The organism is Blastomonas aquatica (assembly GCF_014639875.1).
In the GTDB taxonomy this organism is placed as follows: Bacteria; Pseudomonadota; Alphaproteobacteria; order Sphingomonadales; family Sphingomonadaceae; genus Blastomonas; species Blastomonas aquatica.
In genome coordinates, this window is sequence record NZ_BMGD01000001.1 from 225,634 (window position 1) to 241,011 (window position 15,378).

Genomic DNA, 15,378 nt, shown 5'->3' on the forward strand with positions numbered 1-15,378 from the left:
CTTGCATGACATCAGCCTAGGCTATGCCACGATGTTGGCAAGCTATGTCATGACGGTGTTCGTGATTGAACTGACCCCGGGGCCGAACATGGCCTATCTGGCAGCCTTGACGCTGGGCGCGGGGCGCCGGGCTGGGCTGGCAGCGGTTGCGGGGGTCGCAATAGGCCTGGCGCTGATCGGCGTGGCTGCGGCGGCTGGCCTGGCAGCCCTGGTCGCGGCCAGCCCGACGATCTGGACCGCGCTGCGCTGGGCCGGGGGACTGTACCTACTGTATCTGGCATGGGAGACTTGGCGCGGCGAGGCCGAGACGTCGCCTGCCGGCACCCACTCGCTCACCCGAACCAATGCACGGTATTTCAGCCGAGGGGTGATCACGAACATCCTCAACCCCAAGGCTGCGCTGTTCTATGTCGCGATCGTGCCGCGTTTCCTGCCCCAAACCGGGCCAACCCTTGGCTATGGACTGGGGCTGACCGCGATCAGCGTCGCGGTAGCCACGGCGATCCATCTGGCGATCGTGCTGCTGGCGGCGCGGCTGCACCCCGTGCTGAGCCAGCCAGGGCGGCTGGAACGCACCCGGCATTTGCTGGCGATCGGGCTTGCCGCCATCGCTGTCTGGTTTCTGCTGACCACCACCGGGCCTTCGACATAACGACAACCGGAACCAATTCGGCGCGTTTCCGTACCTATGGTCTGTTACCAAGAGGAGGTCAGCCATGATCAAACACGGCGAAGAAACTGAAATGACGACCGAAGATGCCAGCGGTGGCCAGAAGCGGGGGATCGTTCGTTATGTGTTGTTGATTTCGACGGGCCTTGCGATCTTGGCACTCAGCATCATCTGGATAACCGGCGCCGCCACAGGGCCGGACAACCCCACACCCAACCCATCTGAGTCAATTTCGGAGCCGACGGTAGAGCCTGAAGGCAACTGACCGACCCGAAGCGCATTGAATTCTAATGTTAGCGGCGCTTCTCGAATTAGCGAGACAGCGCCGTTTCGGTTTCGTGCATCAAGGTCGCGATAATGTCGGCGACGCTTTCCTCTGCGGTGACCATCCCCACGGACTGGCCCGCCATCACAGAGCCATTTTCGACGTCGCCATCGATCACCGCGCGGCGCAGTGCGCCCGCCCAATAATGCTCGATCTGCAGTTGCGCCTCGGACATGTCGATGCCGCCTTCATCAAGCAGGGCTGCGACTTCACGCTGCTTGGCGGTGAACTCTTCGGTGCCCTTGTTCTTGAGTGCGCGCACAGGGATCACCGGCAGGCGCGGATCGACCTGAACGCTGGCGATCGCATCGCGGGCATTGCCGCGCAGAAACGCCTTCTTGAACGCCGGATGCGCGATCGATTCATGCGCGCAGACAAACCGCGTGCCCAGCTGGACGCCAGCCGCGCCCATTTCGAGATAGCCTGCAATCGCGCTGCCCCGTCCGATGCCGCCTGCGACGAACACCGGAATGGCGGCGGCAACTTCGGGCAGGATTTCCTGCGCCAGCACGCTGGTGGAAACCGGCCCAATGTGTCCGCCTGCTTCCATGCCCTCGATGACCAGCGCATCGACGCCAGACTTGATGAACTTCTTCGCCAGCGCCAGCGCGGGCGCAAAGCACACGACCTTGGCCCCTGCTTCCTTGATCGCCTCGATGCTGCCCTTGGGCGGCAAGCCGCCTGCCAGCACGATGTGAGTGACGTGGTGCGCGGCGCACACCGCGATCAGGTCCATCAGTTGCGGGTGCATGGTGATGAGGTTGACCCCGAACGGCTTGGTCGCCAGCTGCTTGGTCGCCGCAATTTCCGCATCGAGCAAGGCGGGCGTCATCGCCCCGCATGCAATAACACCAAAGCCGCCAGCGTTGGAGATCGCCGAAACCAGATTGCGCTCGGATACCCAGCTCATTGCCCCGCACATGATCGCGGTCTCGCTGCCCAGAAACGCAGTGCCGCGCGCCATCGCGGAATCGGTGAGAGGGTAGTTCATGGTCAATCCTTGTTACAGCCGCTCCCCTTCAGGGGAGGGGCTTTAGGCCATCACGCCTCGACCGCATCCAGCCCGTAGGCCGTGTGCAGCACGCGGACGGCCAGTTCGGTGTAGTCCTCTTCGATCAGCACGCTGACCTTGATTTCGCTGGTCGAGATCGCGACGATATTGACCCCGCGATCGGCCAATGCCTTGAACATCGTCGAGGCAACGCCCGCATGGCTCTTCATGCCGACGCCGACAACCGAGATCTTGGCGACATTGGTGTCGGGGATGATCCGGTTGAAGCCGATCGCTTCCTTGGCGCTTTCGAGCAGATCCATCGACCGGGCCAGATCGGCGGCGGGCACGGTGAAGGTCACGTCGGTCTCGCCCTTGTCGCGGCCGACGTTCTGGATGATCATGTCGACGTTGATTGCCGCGTCCGCGAGCGGCCCGAAGATGTTGGCGACCGCGCCGGGCTTGTCGGGCACGCGGGTCAGCGTGATCTTGGCCTCGTTCTTGTCGTGCGCAATGCCGGTGATCAGCTGGCGTTCCATATCCATTCCTTCCAGTTCTTCATCGCCGACGATCATCGTGCCGGGGATCGTGTCTGCTGCAGGGGCATCGTCGTCGATGAACGAGGAGAGCACCTGAACGCGCACGCCTTCCTTCATCGCGAGGCCGACCGAGCGCGTCTGCAGCACCTTGGCGCCGACGCTGGCCAACTCCAGCATTTCTTCATAGGTCACATGGCGCAGCTTGCGCGCCTTGGTGACGATGCGCGGGTCGGTGGTATAGACCCCGTCGACATCGGTATAGATATCGCACCGGTCGGCTTTCACAGCCGCTGCCACCGCGACGGCGGATGTATCCGAACCGCCGCGCCCGAGGGTGGTTATACGCCCCTTTTCGCTGACACCCTGGAAGCCTGGGATCACCGCGATCACACCCTTTTGCATTTCGGCGATCAGCGCGTCGGCATCGATGCTGTCGACCCGCGCCTTGGCATGCGCTTCGACCGTGTTGATCGGCAGCTGCCAGCCCAGCCAGCTGCGCGCCTGCGCGCCCAGCGCCTGCAGCGCGATCGCCAGCAGCCCGCTTGTCACCTGCTCACCGCTGGCGACGACGACATCGTATTCCGCCGGATCGTACAGCGGGTTTGCCTCACGACAGAAATTGACCAACCGGTCAGTCTCGCCCGCCATCGCCGAGACGACGACAGCAACCTCGTGCCCGGCGTCCTGCTGACGCTTGACGATCCGCGCCACCCGGCGGATGCGTTCTGTCCCGGCCATCGAAGTGCCGCCGAATTTCATGACGATCCGTGCCATTGGCCGTTCGTACTTTCCCTTATGCGAAGTTCGCCCCTATAGTCGGGCGCTGCCATAGAGAGGCCCCATGATGAACGCAAGCACCGGAACTACTGCAGACAGTAGCGTCACGAACGAAACGCGTAACGGAACGATCGACCCCAAAGAGGCCGCGCATTTCGGCAAGCTGGCGGCGGAGTGGTGGGATCCCAAGGGCGAATCGGCGATGCTGCACCGGCTGAACCCGGTGCGACTGGCCTATATCCGCGATGCGATCGATCATCATTGGCCAGACGCAGGCGCTGCGCGCAAGCCGCTGGCGGGCAAACGCGCGATCGATGTCGGCTGCGGCGCGGGTCTGCTGACCGAACCGCTCGCACGGCTGGGGGCAGAGGTCACCGGGCTGGACGCCGCCGCTGAAAACATCACCGCCGCTGCCGATCATGCCGCCGCCATGGGGCTGTACATCGATTATCGCCACAGGGACATCGAGACGCTGGAGGGCGAGAGTTTCGACCTCGTCACCTCGATGGAGGTGATCGAGCATGTTACCGATCCGGCAACGTTCATCGCCGCGCTGGAACGCGCGCTGGCGCCCGGCGGGCTGATGGTGCTGTCTACTCCCAACCGCACGACGATGTCGTGGATCATGCTGGTCGAGGCCGCCGAACGACTGGGACAGGTGCCCCGCGGCACCCACGACTGGGACAAGTTCCTGACGCCCGAAGAACTGACCGCGCATTTGCAAGCAGCCGGTCTGCATGTGATCGACACCCGTGGCATCGCCTGGGACCCGCTCCAAGGTCTGCACCTGAGCGACAGTCTGGCGCTCAATTACCTGATGACGGTGGTGCGGGGTTAGGCAGCACGCACGCCGTGATATACTGGGCGGTAGCGGGGCTCAGGGACAGGAAAACCGTCAGCCTCAAGGCTTTCTACAAACGCCCCGATCGCAATCGCGACATCGGCAGCCGCAACTTCAGGCGTGGGACCATGGGCGCTGCAGTGCTTGAGGTCGGGCACGTCGGCGATCCAGCATCCGTCTTCGACAGACCAGAACAAATTTATGTGATAATGCGGGATCATGCCTTGTCTTCCAGCGAAAGTCCGTTCGCTTCGATTATATCGATAAACTGGCGGACTTGATAGGGCTTGGCGGACTTGCCGTCCGGCTGGGCATTGATGCGATCCATAATGCTTGAAGATGTGATGACTTCCTCTGACCCGGTCAAGCACGAAGCCATAGGCCGCGAGCAATCGTTCGAACTCGGCAAAGGTTAACGGACCGCCCCGCAGCATTTTTTCTTGCAGCTTGCCGATCCGGGTCAATGGGCCCTCCCCTACTCGTCCGACATCCCCGGCATATAGTCTTCCCGGGCCAAGTCACTGAACTTGGTGATTTCCGCCTCGAAGCGCAGCTGGACGTTGCCGGTGGAGCCGTGGCGCTGTTTGGCGACGATCACGGTCGCCTTGTTCGCGGTGGGGCTGAACTTGTCCTCCCACTCCTGATACTTCTGGTTGATCTCTTCGTCCGCCGCGGTCTTGGGGTCCATGATCGGGCCGTCGGGCTTGACCATCAGGCGGTAATATTCCTCTCGATAGATGAACAACACGATATCGGCGTCCTGCTCGATCGATCCGGATTCGCGCAGATCCGACAGCTGCGGGCGCTTGTCCTCGCGGCTTTCCACCGCACGGCTGAGCTGCGACAGCGCCATCACCGGCACCTGCAGTTCCTTGGCGAGCGTCTTGAGACCGCGGCTGATCTCGGAAATCTCGTTGACGCGCCCCTCGTTGCGGCCCGTGCCCTGCAGCAGCTGGAGATAGTCGACGACGATAAAGCCGATGTCGTGCTTGCGCTTCAACCGCCGCGCGCGGGCGCGCAGCGCCGCGATCGTCAGACCGGGCGTATCATCGATGTACAAAGGCAGGTCTTCAAGCTCCTGCGATGCGGTGACCAGCCGCTGGAACTCGTTGCGCGCGATCTGGCCCATGCGCAGCTTTTCCGAGCTTATCCGCGACTGTTCGGCCAGAATACGCGTCGCCAGCTGGTCGGACGACATTTCGAGGCTGAAGAACGCGGTCTTGGCGCCGACATTCTTGTCGTCCTCGATCCCCGCTGCCTTGTCGAGCCGCCAGCGCGCTGCAGCGTTGAAGGCGATGTTGGTGGCGAGCGAGGTCTTGCCCATGCCGGGCCGCGCCGCGAGGATCAGCAGATCCGACGGGTGCAGACCGCCGATCTTGGCGTTGAGGTCGGTCAGGCCGGTGGTCACCCCCGAAACATGCCCGCCGCTGTTCAGCGCCTTTTCAACCATGCCGAGTGCGGCGCCGATCGCGACGTTGAAATGCACCGCCCCGCCGCTCTCGCCCTCACCCTGGGAGACGTTGTACAATGCGGCTTCAGCAAGCTCGATCTGCGCCATCGGGTCTACCGCTTCGCTGGTGTCCATCGCCTTGTCGACCAAGGTGCGTCCGACCTGGATCAACTCGCGCAGCAGCGCCAGGTTGTAGATCTGCTCGGCGAAATCACGCGCGCCGATCAGGCCGCCGGCATCGCCGGTCAGCCGCGCCAGATACCGCATGCCGCCCAGCTCGGACAGGCCCGCATCGCTTTCAAAGAACGGCTTCAACGTCACCGGGGTCACGGTCACGTTCTTGTCGATCAGTCGCATGATCTGCGCGTAAAGACGCTGGTGAACGCTCTCGAAGAAATGCTCTGCCTTCAGCCGTGCGCCAACCTCTTCGGCAATGCGGTTATCGATCAGCAGCGCACCCAGGAACGCAGCCTCGGCCTCGATGTTGCGTGGCAGCCTGGCATCGGAGGTATCGCGCGCAGATGGAGCTGCGATCTGCGGCGGCAGGGCAGACGGTATCGCCGAGAGCGATGCGGCGGGATGGATCAGGGTGTCTTCAGGCATCCGGCCATATTCGCCGCTGCCGCTGTGGCGCGCAAGGCACTGGCACCAATAATCGTGTGGACAAGGCCGGGGACAGCCCGCCGCCCCGGTTTTTCCGCTTGCCCAGCCCCGGTGCATAGGCGAAAGACTGAGCTTCTATGTCCAATCCGCGCATCATCCATGTCGAGCTCGACGAGCAGACCATCTTGTGGCGCAACGCGGATATAGAGCAGGAACGGCGCATCGCCATTTTCGACTTGATCGAGGACAATTTCTTCAAGCCGCTGAAAGACTATCCTGATGGCTATGCGGGGCCCTTCCGGTTGAGCCTTGCGGTTTATGAGGGACGGTTGGCGATCACGATCGCACGCGAAGACAGCACCCATCTGGAAACGCTGGTGCTGGGGCTGGGTCGCTTCCGCCGCCCGATCCGCGAATATTTCGCGATCTGTGACAGCTATTACCAGGCGATCCGCAAGGCCACAGCACAGGAGATCGAAACGATCGACATGGCCCGGCGCGGCGTCCATAACGAGGCAGCCGAGCTGCTGGTCGAACGGCTGCAGGAAAAGATCGAGATCGATTTTCCCACCGCACGGCGGCTGTTCACGCTGATCTGCGTGCTCCACATCAAGGGCTGATTACTCCAGCCATGCGCACCTCCACCCTGAAACGCTGGACCATCGGCTTTGGCCTGCTCGCGCTACTGATGGCGGTGCTGGGTGGATTGATCTGGGCCGGAATTACGAGCTGGGCTCCTTCGCGCGAGGAATATCCGGTCCAAGGGCTTTATGTCAGCGCCGTCGATGGCGACCTGGCCTGGCCGACACTGGCGGCGATGGGGGCTGACTTTGCCTATATCCGCGCTAGCGCCGGGGGCTCGGCCCGCGACGCGCGGTTTGCCGTCAACATCAAGGCCGCACGCGCCACCGCGATGCGGGTGGGCGCGGTGCACGAGTTCAGCCTGTGCGCAGGCGAGGCCCAGCAGGCCGAATTGTTCATCACCACCGTGCCACGCGACCCCGCGATGCTGCCTCCGGTGGTAAGCCTCGACATCGACGAGGCCTGCAAGGCACGCCCCGACCGGTCGATGCTGCTGGGTGAGCTCAACACCTTCCTCAACCAGATCGAAAACCACAGCGGCAAACCTGCGCTGCTGCGGATTACGCCCGAGTTCGAAAGCGCCTATCAGGTCAGCGACGGTCTGGCCCGCACCGTCTGGCTGATCGGCGATTTTGTACCGCCCGATTATGCCGCCAAACGCTGGGTGATGTGGCAATCGAGCGACTTTTACCGGATAAACGGCGCGCCTCAAGGCGTGCGATGGAATGTGGTGCGACCATGAGCGATGACCAGACGACCGGCGATCAGACCCGCGAGCTGCTGGAGGCCGCGCGTGCAGCAGCCCTGACGGCCTATGCGCCTTATTCGGGATTTCATGTCGGGGCGGCGTTCCGTTTCGATGATGGCACGGTGGTGACCGGCAGCAATTTCGAGAATGCGAGCTATGGCCTGGCGATCTGCGCGGAAACCAGCGCGGCGATTGCCGCCAACTTGCAGGGCCGCCGCACCGGGCTGATCGAGGTCGCGATCATGGGTGGGCCGCTGGGTGAAGACGGCGCGCTATCACCGACCGCCGCCCCCGTTACCCCCTGCGGTCGCTGCCGCCAGGTGATGAATGAACTGGCGCAACTGGGCGGCACCGATCCCATCGTCTATTCGGGCCATGCCACCGGCTGGATCGAACACCGGCTTTCGGTGCTCTTGCCAGCCGCCTTCGGTCCGGCCAATCTGGCCTGAATTTCCCTTTTTCGGCAGGAGCAGAACCAGCCATGTCCATCCTTTCCGACAAATGGATCCGCACCCAGGCGCAGGAAAACGGCATGATCGAGCCGTTCGTCGAGGCCCAGCGGCGCGACGGCTGCATTTCCTATGGCCTATCGTCCTATGGCTATGACGCCCGGGTGGCGGACGAGTTCAAAATCTTCACCAACGTCAATTCCTCGGTGGTCGACCCCAAGCAGTTCGATCCCAACAGTTTTGTCGACCGCAAGACCGATGTCTGCATCATTCCGCCCAACAGCTTCGCGCTGGCGCGTACGGTCGAGTATTTCCGCGTGCCACGCGACGTGCTGGTGATCTGCCTGGGCAAATCGACCTATGCGCGCTGTGGGATCATCGTCAACGTCACCCCGCTCGAGCCCGGCTGGGAGGGGCATGTGACGCTGGAGTTCAGCAACACCACCCCGTTGCCCGCCAAGATCTATGCCAATGAAGGCGCATGCCAGTTCCTGTTCCTCAAGGGCAACGAGCCGTGCGAAACGAGCTATGCCGACCGTGCGGGCAAATATATGGGCCAGCGCGGCGTGACACTTCCCAAGCTTTGACCCACAATCCGCCGACAATCACAAAAAAATCAGGAGAGAGCCGATGTCAGCCAGAGAAAACCGTGAATTCGATGTAATCGTCTATGGTGCCAGCGGCTTTACCGGACGGCTGGTCGCCGAATATCTGCAAACCGCTTATGGACAGGGTGACGATGCACCCAAATGGGCGGTCGCGGCGCGCTCGGCGGAGAAGATGACCGCTGTGCTTGCCGAGATGGGCCTGCCCGCCGATACGCCGGTGATCGTCGCGGATGCCGACGAGCCCGAGACCATCGCGGATATGGCCAAGCGCACCAGGGTCGTGCTCACCACGGTCGGCCCCTACCAGCTTTATGGCGAGCCTCTGGTCGCTGCCTGCGCCGAACACGGCACCAATTATGTCGACCTGTGCGGCGAGCCCGCCTGGATGCGCCAGATGATCGACAAGTACGACGCGGCAGCCAAGGCGAGCGGCGCACGGATCGTATTCTCGACCGGCTTCGATTCGATCCCGTTCGATCTGGGCGTGCTGATGCTGCAGAAGGAATGCGTCGCCCGCTTCGGCAAGCCCGCGCCGCGCATCAAAGGCCGGGTCCGGGCGATGCAGGGCACCTTCTCGGGCGGCACCGCCGCCTCGCTTAAGGCGACGATGGCCGCGGCTGCCAAGGACCCGGCGGTTCTGGGCTATCTGGTCAACCCGTTCAGCCTGGCGAACGGCTTCGAGGGCCCTGCCCAGCCCAAGGGCAACAAGCCTGAGCATGACGATGCGCTCGGCAGCTGGGCCGCGCCGTTCATCATGGCACCGATCAACACCAAGAACGTCCACCGCACCAACGCGCTGCTCGGCCATGCCTATGGCCAGGATTTCGTCTATGACGAGATGATGCTGACCGGCCCCGGCGAAAAGGGCGAGGCAATCGCCAAGCATCTGGCGACCACCGACATGATGGGCGGTGAAGGCGGACCCAAGCCCGGCGAAGGCCCGAGCAAGGAAGAACGCGAGAACGGCTTCTACGACGTGCTGTTCATTGCCGAGATGCCCGATGGCGAAATGCAAAAATATGGCGTCAAGGGCGACAAGGACCCGGGCTATGGGTCAACCTCCAAGATGATCGCCGAAAGCGCCTTGTGCCTGGTGCAGGACGTGCCCGAGGGCGCGGGTGGAATCACCACCCCCGGCGCGGTGCTGGGCGAGCATCTGGTCAAGCGCCTGGTCGCCAGGGCGGGCCTCAGCTTTGCTGCGGAATGAAGATGGACATCCTCCCGCTCGACGGGAGGATTTCAGGCGATTGCTGCACCTGCGAACAACTGCAGGTTGCACTTTGCGTCAATAGGCGCATATAGCTGCGGCTTGGGGCACCGCACGACACAGATAGAAGAATCGAACGCGACATGCTGAAGGCCTTGCTGCGCAGGAAGCCAAGACCGGCTGCCCCCATCGACACCGCCACGCTGCCCGAGGGTCGGCGTGTCTATGCCATTGGTGATATCCACGGTCGACGCGACCTGCTCGACCAGCTGCTCGACCAGATTGCCCAAGACGACCACGCGCGCGGTTCTGCCGATACCCATATCGTCTTTCTGGGCGATCTGATGGACCGCGGCCCCGACAGCGCAGGTGTGATCGACCGCGCCATCGAACTGTCGCAGACGCTGGGCGACAACGTCCATTTCCTAATGGGCAACCATGAGGAAGTGTACCTGGGCGCGGCATCGGGTGACGAGAAATTGGTGCGCTTCTTCTGCAAGATCGGCGGGCGCGAGACGATCCTGAGCTATGACATCACGCCCCAGGACTATAACGAACTGAGCATCGAGGAGCTGGCCGCACGGATGCCGGCGCTTCTGACCTCCAGGCATGTCGAATTCGTTTCCGGTTTCAAGGACCGGATCGTGATGGGCGACTATGCCTTCGTCCATGCCGGTGTCCGCCCCGGCGTGCCGATCGACGAGCAGCGGCCCAAGGATCTGCGCTGGATCCGCGAGGATTTCATCATGGATGAGGCTCCGCACGACAAATTGATCGTCCATGGCCACACCATCACCGATGATGTCGAGGAATGCTCCAACCGCATCGGCATCGACACCGGCGCGTATATGAGCGGAATGCTCACCGCGCTGGGGCTCGAAGGCGGCAACCGCTGGTATCTCAAGACCGGCCGGTGATGAGGCCGGGCGAGGCCGGCTGAACATGATGCGATAATCGTATACATCACCGCTTGCACTGGCCGATAAGTTGCGCCAGCTTGCGCCGATGCAAAAATTCGCCACGCTGGTCGCAGCCTTCGCCCTGTTCTCCATCCCTGCCCATGCCGAGGTCGAGACCGACGCAGGCCGGTTACGCGCCGATGTGGAAAAGCTGGTCAGCTTCGGCACCCGGCACACGCTGTCTTCGCCCGACCATCCCACGCGCGGCATTGGCGCAGCCCGGCGCTGGGCGGCATCCGAGTTCGCACGGATCGGCAAGGCGTGCGGCGGGTGCGTCACTGTCGAACAGATCGACCGGCGCTTCACCGGACCGCGTGCGCCCAATGGCGTCAACGTCGTCAATGTGCTGGGGGTCCAGCAGGGCACCGGCAACCCCGACGACATCATCATCATCTCCGCACACATCGACAGCCGCGTATCGAATGTCGCCGATTTCACCACTGACGCGCCGGGTGCGAATGACGACGCATCGGGGGTGGCGCTAGTGCTCGAAGCCGCGCGCGTCCTGAGCAAGCAGAAGTACGCTCCAACCATCATCTATGCGGTGCTTTCGGGCGAGGAGCAGGGCCTGTGGGGCGGACGGATGATCGCCGAAACCGCCCGCGCGCGCGGTTGGCAGGTGCGCGCGCTGCTCAACAATGACATCGTCGGCAACACCGAAGGCCAGGATGGCAGAAAGGTGACCGACCGGGTGCGGGTGTTTTCCGAAGGCATCCGCGCATCCGAATCGATGACCGAAGCGATGGCGCGGCGTGGCAGCGGCGGCGAAGACGACGGCCCGTCACGCGCGCTGATGCGGGCGGCACAGCGCGTCGGCAAGGCGCAGAGCGACATTGGTCTCGAGGTCTTCGGCGTCCGCAGGCCTGACCGGTTCTCACGCGGTGGCGACCATCTGCCAGCGTTGGAACTGGGCTATCCCGCGATCCGCTTCACCGTGGGGGTCGAAAACTACGACCACCAGCACCAGGATATCCGCACCGAAGGGGACCGCAAGTTCGGTGATACGATCGACGAGATGGATTTCTCCTATCTGGCGCGGGTCACCGCGCTCAATGTCGCGGTGATTCGCGAACTGGCCACTGCGCCTGCGGCGCCGGCCAGTGCGATGCTGGGCGGGGCGCTGACATCGGACACGCAGGTCACCTGGGCCGAAGTTCCAGGTGCCGCGCGCTACAAGGTCTATTGGCGCAGGGCAGATGCGCGCGACTGGGAAAAGTCGCAGGAAACCACCGATACCAAGCTGACCTTGCCGGGCGTGATCGTTGACGACCACTTCGCGGGAGTGGCGGCGATTTCGGAGAACGGCGCGGAAAGCGTGATCACCTTCGCCGGGCTGCCACCCCGGTGATTTCGCCCGGACGCACCACCCTGTTCATGGAGACCGGGACGCTGTAGGGAGACCGTATGAATGATTGCTCATCCTGCATAGTCCGCAACCGCGCAATCTGCGCCAGCCTGACGAACGACGAACTGACGGTGCTGGGCAAGATGGGTCGCCGCCAACGGGTGAAGGCCGGGCATACGCTGCTGTGGGAGGGGGACGACGCCCCGGTCGTTGCCAATGTGCTCGAAGGCGTGCTCAAGCTGGTGGTGTCCGCATCCGACGGGCGCGAGCAGATCGTCGGGGTGGTCTTCCCTTCGGACTTTATCGGTCGCCCGTTCGGCAAGGAAAGCCCCTACAGCGTCACCGCGATGACCGATGCCGAAGTGTGCATCTTTAACCGCAACAGCTTTGACGATTTCGCCGGCGAGCATCCCGATCTGCAACAGAAATTGCTGCGCCGCACGCTCGACGAGCTTGATCGTGCGCGGCACTGGATGATGCTGCTCGGCCGCAAGTCGGCGACGGAAAAGGTCGCCTCGTTTTTGCTGGAGATGGCCGACCGGCTGTCGGGTCAGGGCTGCAATGCTGATGGCTCTTTGAACGGCTATGAGCTTCCGTTCGGACGTCAGCAAATTGCCGATATTCTGGGCCTGACGATCGAGACGACCAGCCGTCAGCTCACCCGGATGAAGAGCGACGGCGTGCTCGCCCTGCCATCACGGCGCGAGATCGTGATCCGAAATCGCGCCGCAATGGTAGAACTGGCAGGCTAGGCGCCTTCGCGTTTTAGAAGCGGAAGCCGATACCGGCGCTGACGACCCACGGGTCGAGCTGGTGCCGGGTGCGGAGCACTTCGACGCCATTGGCGCGCCAGCTGGCGAGCGGCCGCATGAAATAGCGCTTCGCATCGACCGAGACGAACATCCCCTTGTCGTTGACCGGAATATCGACCCCGGCCTGCAGCGCGGCACCGACGGTATCATTGATCTTTTGTGACGTCGCACCGAGCGCCCGTGCCGTGGCACCGGGCTTTTCATCGATGAAGATGAAATAGCTGGGGCCCGCGCCGATATAGGGGCGGATACCGCCAGCCTTGCCGAAGTGGTACTTCAGCGTGACCGTGGCAGGCACGATCTTGGCATTGGAAACAAGTCCAGCCCCCGCCAGCGCACCGCGGCCATCGACATCATGCTGGGTGACCCCGGCAATCGTTTCCACCGATACGGAATCAGCGAAGAAATATTCGATCGCAACCGTCGGGACGAAGTTGTCATTGGCTTTGGTCTGCGTCCCGGCAGGCAATCCAATGAGGTCCAGCTTGACGTCCTTTATCTTGCCATCGGGTGCTACCAGCGTCCCCAGAACCTTGAAATGTACCTCGCCCGCCTGCGCCATGGCCTGGCCGGGAATAGCGAGGGCAACGGCCATTGCCGCCAGCGGGATAATCTTGGTTTTCATGTTGATCACTCCTCCTTGAGTGCGAGCATCCCTGCCCCCGGGGGCGGGCCGGTGCATTGATCGCGCGCAAATCATTCGTTGATCAGGATCAATGTTTTGTGAGTGACGCTGGCGCATCAGCAGCCCGGTAGAAGCGCGAGGCGGGGGCCGTTCGCGATACGAGGATATGCGTTATGGATGGTTTGGTTTTGAAAACCGGCGGCTGGCTGGGGCTGGCGCTGCTGGCTTTGACAATGGCGGTATTTGCCGTCGATTGGCCGTTTGCGGTACACATGACGATCGTGATGATCGCATGTCTGCTGGTGATGTGGTTCACCATGACCCGTGCGGATTACGCAGGCTATGCCCGCGGCATTCTCAAGGCTCCGGCGGACATGGGCGAGTATGATGACGACATCATCCGCTGGGGTGTCATCGCCACCTTGTTCTGGGGTCTGGCTGGCATGGTCGCGGGGGTATACATCGCCTCGCAGCTCGCCTTCCCCGCGCTCAACCTCAATTTCGAATATACCACCTTCGGGCGGTTGCGGCCGCTGCACACTTCGGCGGTGATCTTCGCCTTTGGCGGCAACGCGCTGATTGCCACCAGCTTCTATGTCGTCCAGCGCACCTGCCGTGCGCGGCTCGCCTTCCCCAAAATGGCCCGCTTCGTGTTCTGGGGCTATCAGCTGTTCATCGTGCTCGCCGCCACCGGCTATCTGATGGGCGTTACCGAAGCCAAGGAATATGCCGAACCCGAATGGTATGTCGACCTGTGGCTGACGGTCGTTTGGCTGTGCTACCTCGCGGTGTTCGTGGGCACGATCGTTCGCCGCAAGGAACCGCATATCTATGTCGCCAACTGGTTCTATCTCGCCTTCATCATCACCGTGGCCATGCTCCACGTGGTCAACAACCTCTCGATGCCCGCATCGATCTTCGGATCGAAGAGCTACTCGGCGTTTGCCGGCGTGCAGGATGCACTGACCCAGTGGTGGTACGGCCATAACGCGGTCGGCTTCTTCCTGACCGCAGGCTTCCTGGCGATGATGTACTACTTCGTCCCCAAGCAGGCCGAACGCCCGGTCTATTCATATCGCCTGTCGATCATCCACTTCTGGTCGCTGATCTTCCTGTATATCTGGGCAGGCCCGCACCACCTTCACTACACCGCGCTGCCCGACTGGGCGCAGACCTTGGGCATGGTCTTCTCGATCATGCTGTGGATGCCGAGCTGGGGCGGAATGATCAACGGCCTGATGACGCTGAACGGCGCATGGGACAAGATCCGCACCGATCCGATCATCCGCATGATGGTGATGGCGCTTGCCTTCTACGGCATGAGCACCTTCGAAGGCCCGATGATGTCGATCAAATGGGTCAACAGCCTGTCGCATTACACCGACTGGACCGTGGGCCACGTCCACTCCGGCGCGCTGGGCTGGAACGGCATGATCACCTTTGCCTGCGTCTACTATCTGGTGCCCCGCCTGTGGAGCCGCCCGCGCCTCTACAGCCTGCGCATGGTCAACTGGCACTTCTGGCTCGCAACGATCGGCATCGTTTTCTACGCCTCCTCGATGTGGGTCGCCGGCATCATGCAGGGTCTGATGTGGCGCGAATACGGAGCCGATGGCTACCTCGTCTACAGCTTCGTCGAAACGGTCGCAGCCATGCACCCGATGTACCTGATCCGCGCTGCTGGAGGCCTGATGTATCTCGCCGGCTTCGTGATCATGATCGTCAATGTATGGGCCACGATCGCAGGCCGCGTCCGTGAGGAAAAGCCGATGACCGAAACGCCGTACAATCCCGCTGCTGACCGCCCGCTGGTCGGCACCGCCGTGCCCGCCGAATAAGGAGCCGAC

17 protein-coding genes are annotated in these 15,378 nt (G+C 62.6%); 12 read left to right on the forward strand and 5 right to left on the reverse strand.

Going from position 1 to position 15,378, the window contains the following annotated elements:
* Position 1: 1 nt before the first annotated feature.
* Both IEW00_RS01060 and IEW00_RS01065 read left to right on the forward strand, forming a co-directional pair.
* The gene (locus IEW00_RS01060) at positions 2–652 is read left to right on the forward strand and encodes a LysE family translocator (RefSeq protein ID WP_229736738.1); all 651 of its coding nucleotides are present in this window, start codon (positions 2–4) and stop codon (positions 650–652) included.
* A 64-nt stretch (positions 653–716) separates the two neighbouring features.
* Entirely contained in the window at positions 717–935 is a 219-nt protein-coding gene (locus tag IEW00_RS01065; protein WP_229736739.1) for a hypothetical protein, read from the forward strand.
* A gap of 46 nt (positions 936–981) precedes the next feature.
* On the opposite strand, the gene IEW00_RS01070 is transcribed toward IEW00_RS01065, so the two are convergent.
* The gene (locus IEW00_RS01070; protein ID WP_188512517.1) at positions 982–1,986 is read right to left on the reverse strand and encodes an NAD(P)H-dependent flavin oxidoreductase; all 1,005 of its coding nucleotides are present in this window, start codon (positions 1,984–1,986) and stop codon (positions 982–984) included.
* Between the two features lie 50 nt (positions 1,987–2,036).
* Positions 2,037–3,299 (reverse strand): aspartate kinase, encoded by a 1,263-nt coding sequence (locus IEW00_RS01075; protein WP_188512518.1) that lies wholly within the window; start codon positions 3,297–3,299, stop codon positions 2,037–2,039.
* A gap of 70 nt (positions 3,300–3,369) precedes the next feature.
* Between IEW00_RS01075 and ubiG the strand changes: the two genes are divergently transcribed.
* Positions 3,370–4,140 carry a bifunctional 2-polyprenyl-6-hydroxyphenol methylase/3-demethylubiquinol 3-O-methyltransferase UbiG gene (gene ubiG / locus IEW00_RS01080; protein ID WP_188513045.1) on the forward strand — a complete coding sequence of 257 codons (771 nt, stop codon included), beginning with the start codon at positions 3,370–3,372 and terminating at the stop codon, positions 4,138–4,140.
* On the opposite strand, the gene IEW00_RS17625 is transcribed toward ubiG, so the two are convergent.
* Positions 4,137–4,607 carry a type II toxin-antitoxin system HicA family toxin gene (locus IEW00_RS17625; protein WP_308419301.1) on the reverse strand — a complete coding sequence of 157 codons (471 nt, stop codon included), beginning with the start codon at positions 4,605–4,607 and terminating at the stop codon, positions 4,137–4,139. The genes ubiG and IEW00_RS17625 overlap by 4 nt on opposite strands.
* 11 nt (positions 4,608–4,618) lie before the next feature.
* Positions 4,619–6,196: a replicative DNA helicase gene (locus tag IEW00_RS01095; protein ID WP_229736740.1), complete on the reverse strand. Its 1,578-nt coding sequence runs from the start codon at positions 6,194–6,196 to the stop codon at positions 4,619–4,621.
* A 137-nt stretch (positions 6,197–6,333) separates the two neighbouring features.
* Between IEW00_RS01095 and IEW00_RS01100 the strand changes: the two genes are divergently transcribed.
* The 8 genes from IEW00_RS01100 (at position 6,334) to IEW00_RS01135 (ending at position 12,846) form a co-directional block, all read left to right on the forward strand.
* Positions 6,334–6,816 (forward strand): UPF0262 family protein, encoded by a 483-nt coding sequence (locus IEW00_RS01100; protein ID WP_188512520.1) that lies wholly within the window; start codon positions 6,334–6,336, stop codon positions 6,814–6,816.
* 11 nt (positions 6,817–6,827) lie between these two features.
* Positions 6,828–7,520 carry a glycoside hydrolase family 25 protein gene (locus tag IEW00_RS01105; RefSeq protein WP_188512521.1) on the forward strand — a complete coding sequence of 231 codons (693 nt, stop codon included), beginning with the start codon at positions 6,828–6,830 and terminating at the stop codon, positions 7,518–7,520.
* Entirely contained in the window at positions 7,517–7,975 is a 459-nt protein-coding gene (locus tag IEW00_RS01110) for a cytidine deaminase (RefSeq protein ID WP_188512522.1), read from the forward strand. The genes IEW00_RS01105 and IEW00_RS01110 overlap by 4 nt, the downstream gene beginning before the upstream one ends.
* Before the next feature lie 32 nt (positions 7,976–8,007).
* A complete protein-coding gene (gene dcd / locus IEW00_RS01115) occupies positions 8,008–8,562 on the forward strand; it encodes a dCTP deaminase (RefSeq protein ID WP_188512523.1) in 555 nt (184 codons plus the stop codon).
* 43 nt (positions 8,563–8,605) lie between these two features.
* Complete coding sequence (locus IEW00_RS01120) at positions 8,606–9,790, forward strand: saccharopine dehydrogenase family protein (RefSeq protein ID WP_188512524.1); 1,185 nt, start codon at positions 8,606–8,608, stop codon at positions 9,788–9,790.
* 143 nt (positions 9,791–9,933) lie between these two features.
* Positions 9,934–10,707 carry a metallophosphoesterase family protein gene (locus IEW00_RS01125; protein ID WP_188512525.1) on the forward strand — a complete coding sequence of 258 codons (774 nt, stop codon included), beginning with the start codon at positions 9,934–9,936 and terminating at the stop codon, positions 10,705–10,707.
* An 88-nt stretch (positions 10,708–10,795) separates the two neighbouring features.
* Positions 10,796–12,097 (forward strand): M20/M25/M40 family metallo-hydrolase, encoded by a 1,302-nt coding sequence (locus IEW00_RS01130; RefSeq protein WP_188512526.1) that lies wholly within the window; start codon positions 10,796–10,798, stop codon positions 12,095–12,097.
* A gap of 56 nt (positions 12,098–12,153) precedes the next feature.
* A complete protein-coding gene (locus IEW00_RS01135; protein ID WP_188512527.1) occupies positions 12,154–12,846 on the forward strand; it encodes a Crp/Fnr family transcriptional regulator in 693 nt (230 codons plus the stop codon).
* A gap of 13 nt (positions 12,847–12,859) precedes the next feature.
* On the opposite strand, the gene IEW00_RS01140 is transcribed toward IEW00_RS01135, so the two are convergent.
* Complete coding sequence (locus IEW00_RS01140) at positions 12,860–13,531, reverse strand: OmpW/AlkL family protein (protein WP_188512528.1); 672 nt, start codon at positions 13,529–13,531, stop codon at positions 12,860–12,862.
* Between the two features lie 173 nt (positions 13,532–13,704).
* Between IEW00_RS01140 and ccoN the strand changes: the two genes are divergently transcribed.
* Positions 13,705–15,369, forward strand: coding sequence for a cytochrome-c oxidase, cbb3-type subunit I (ccoN, locus tag IEW00_RS01145; RefSeq protein ID WP_188512529.1), 1,665 nt, complete (start codon positions 13,705–13,707; stop codon positions 15,367–15,369).
* Positions 15,370–15,378: the final 9 nt, after the last annotated feature.

Excerpts from the sequence above, each read along its gene's own strand:
- IEW00_RS01065 (WP_229736739.1), top strand. The coding sequence starts at position 717 with ATGATCAAACACGGCGAAGAAACTGAAATGACGACCGAAGATGCCAGC.
- IEW00_RS01070 (WP_188512517.1), bottom strand. The coding sequence starts at position 1,986 with ATGAACTACCCTCTCACCGATTCCGCGATGGCGCGCGGCACTGCGTTT.
- IEW00_RS01075 (WP_188512518.1), bottom strand. The coding sequence starts at position 3,299 with ATGGCACGGATCGTCATGAAATTCGGCGGCACTTCGATGGCCGGGACA.
- ubiG (WP_188513045.1), top strand. The coding sequence starts at position 3,370 with ATGAACGCAAGCACCGGAACTACTGCAGACAGTAGCGTCACGAACGAA.
- IEW00_RS01095 (WP_229736740.1), bottom strand. The coding sequence starts at position 6,196 with ATGCCTGAAGACACCCTGATCCATCCCGCCGCATCGCTCTCGGCGATA.
- IEW00_RS01100 (WP_188512520.1), top strand. The coding sequence starts at position 6,334 with ATGTCCAATCCGCGCATCATCCATGTCGAGCTCGACGAGCAGACCATC.
- IEW00_RS01105 (WP_188512521.1), top strand. The coding sequence starts at position 6,828 with ATGCGCACCTCCACCCTGAAACGCTGGACCATCGGCTTTGGCCTGCTC.
- IEW00_RS01110 (WP_188512522.1), top strand. The coding sequence starts at position 7,517 with ATGAGCGATGACCAGACGACCGGCGATCAGACCCGCGAGCTGCTGGAG.
- dcd (WP_188512523.1), top strand. The coding sequence starts at position 8,008 with ATGTCCATCCTTTCCGACAAATGGATCCGCACCCAGGCGCAGGAAAAC.
- IEW00_RS01120 (WP_188512524.1), top strand. The coding sequence starts at position 8,606 with ATGTCAGCCAGAGAAAACCGTGAATTCGATGTAATCGTCTATGGTGCC.
- IEW00_RS01125 (WP_188512525.1), top strand. The coding sequence starts at position 9,934 with ATGCTGAAGGCCTTGCTGCGCAGGAAGCCAAGACCGGCTGCCCCCATC.
- IEW00_RS01130 (WP_188512526.1), top strand. The coding sequence starts at position 10,796 with ATGCAAAAATTCGCCACGCTGGTCGCAGCCTTCGCCCTGTTCTCCATC.
- IEW00_RS01135 (WP_188512527.1), top strand. The coding sequence starts at position 12,154 with ATGAATGATTGCTCATCCTGCATAGTCCGCAACCGCGCAATCTGCGCC.
- IEW00_RS01140 (WP_188512528.1), bottom strand. The coding sequence starts at position 13,531 with ATGAAAACCAAGATTATCCCGCTGGCGGCAATGGCCGTTGCCCTCGCT.
- ccoN (WP_188512529.1), top strand. The coding sequence starts at position 13,705 with ATGGATGGTTTGGTTTTGAAAACCGGCGGCTGGCTGGGGCTGGCGCTG.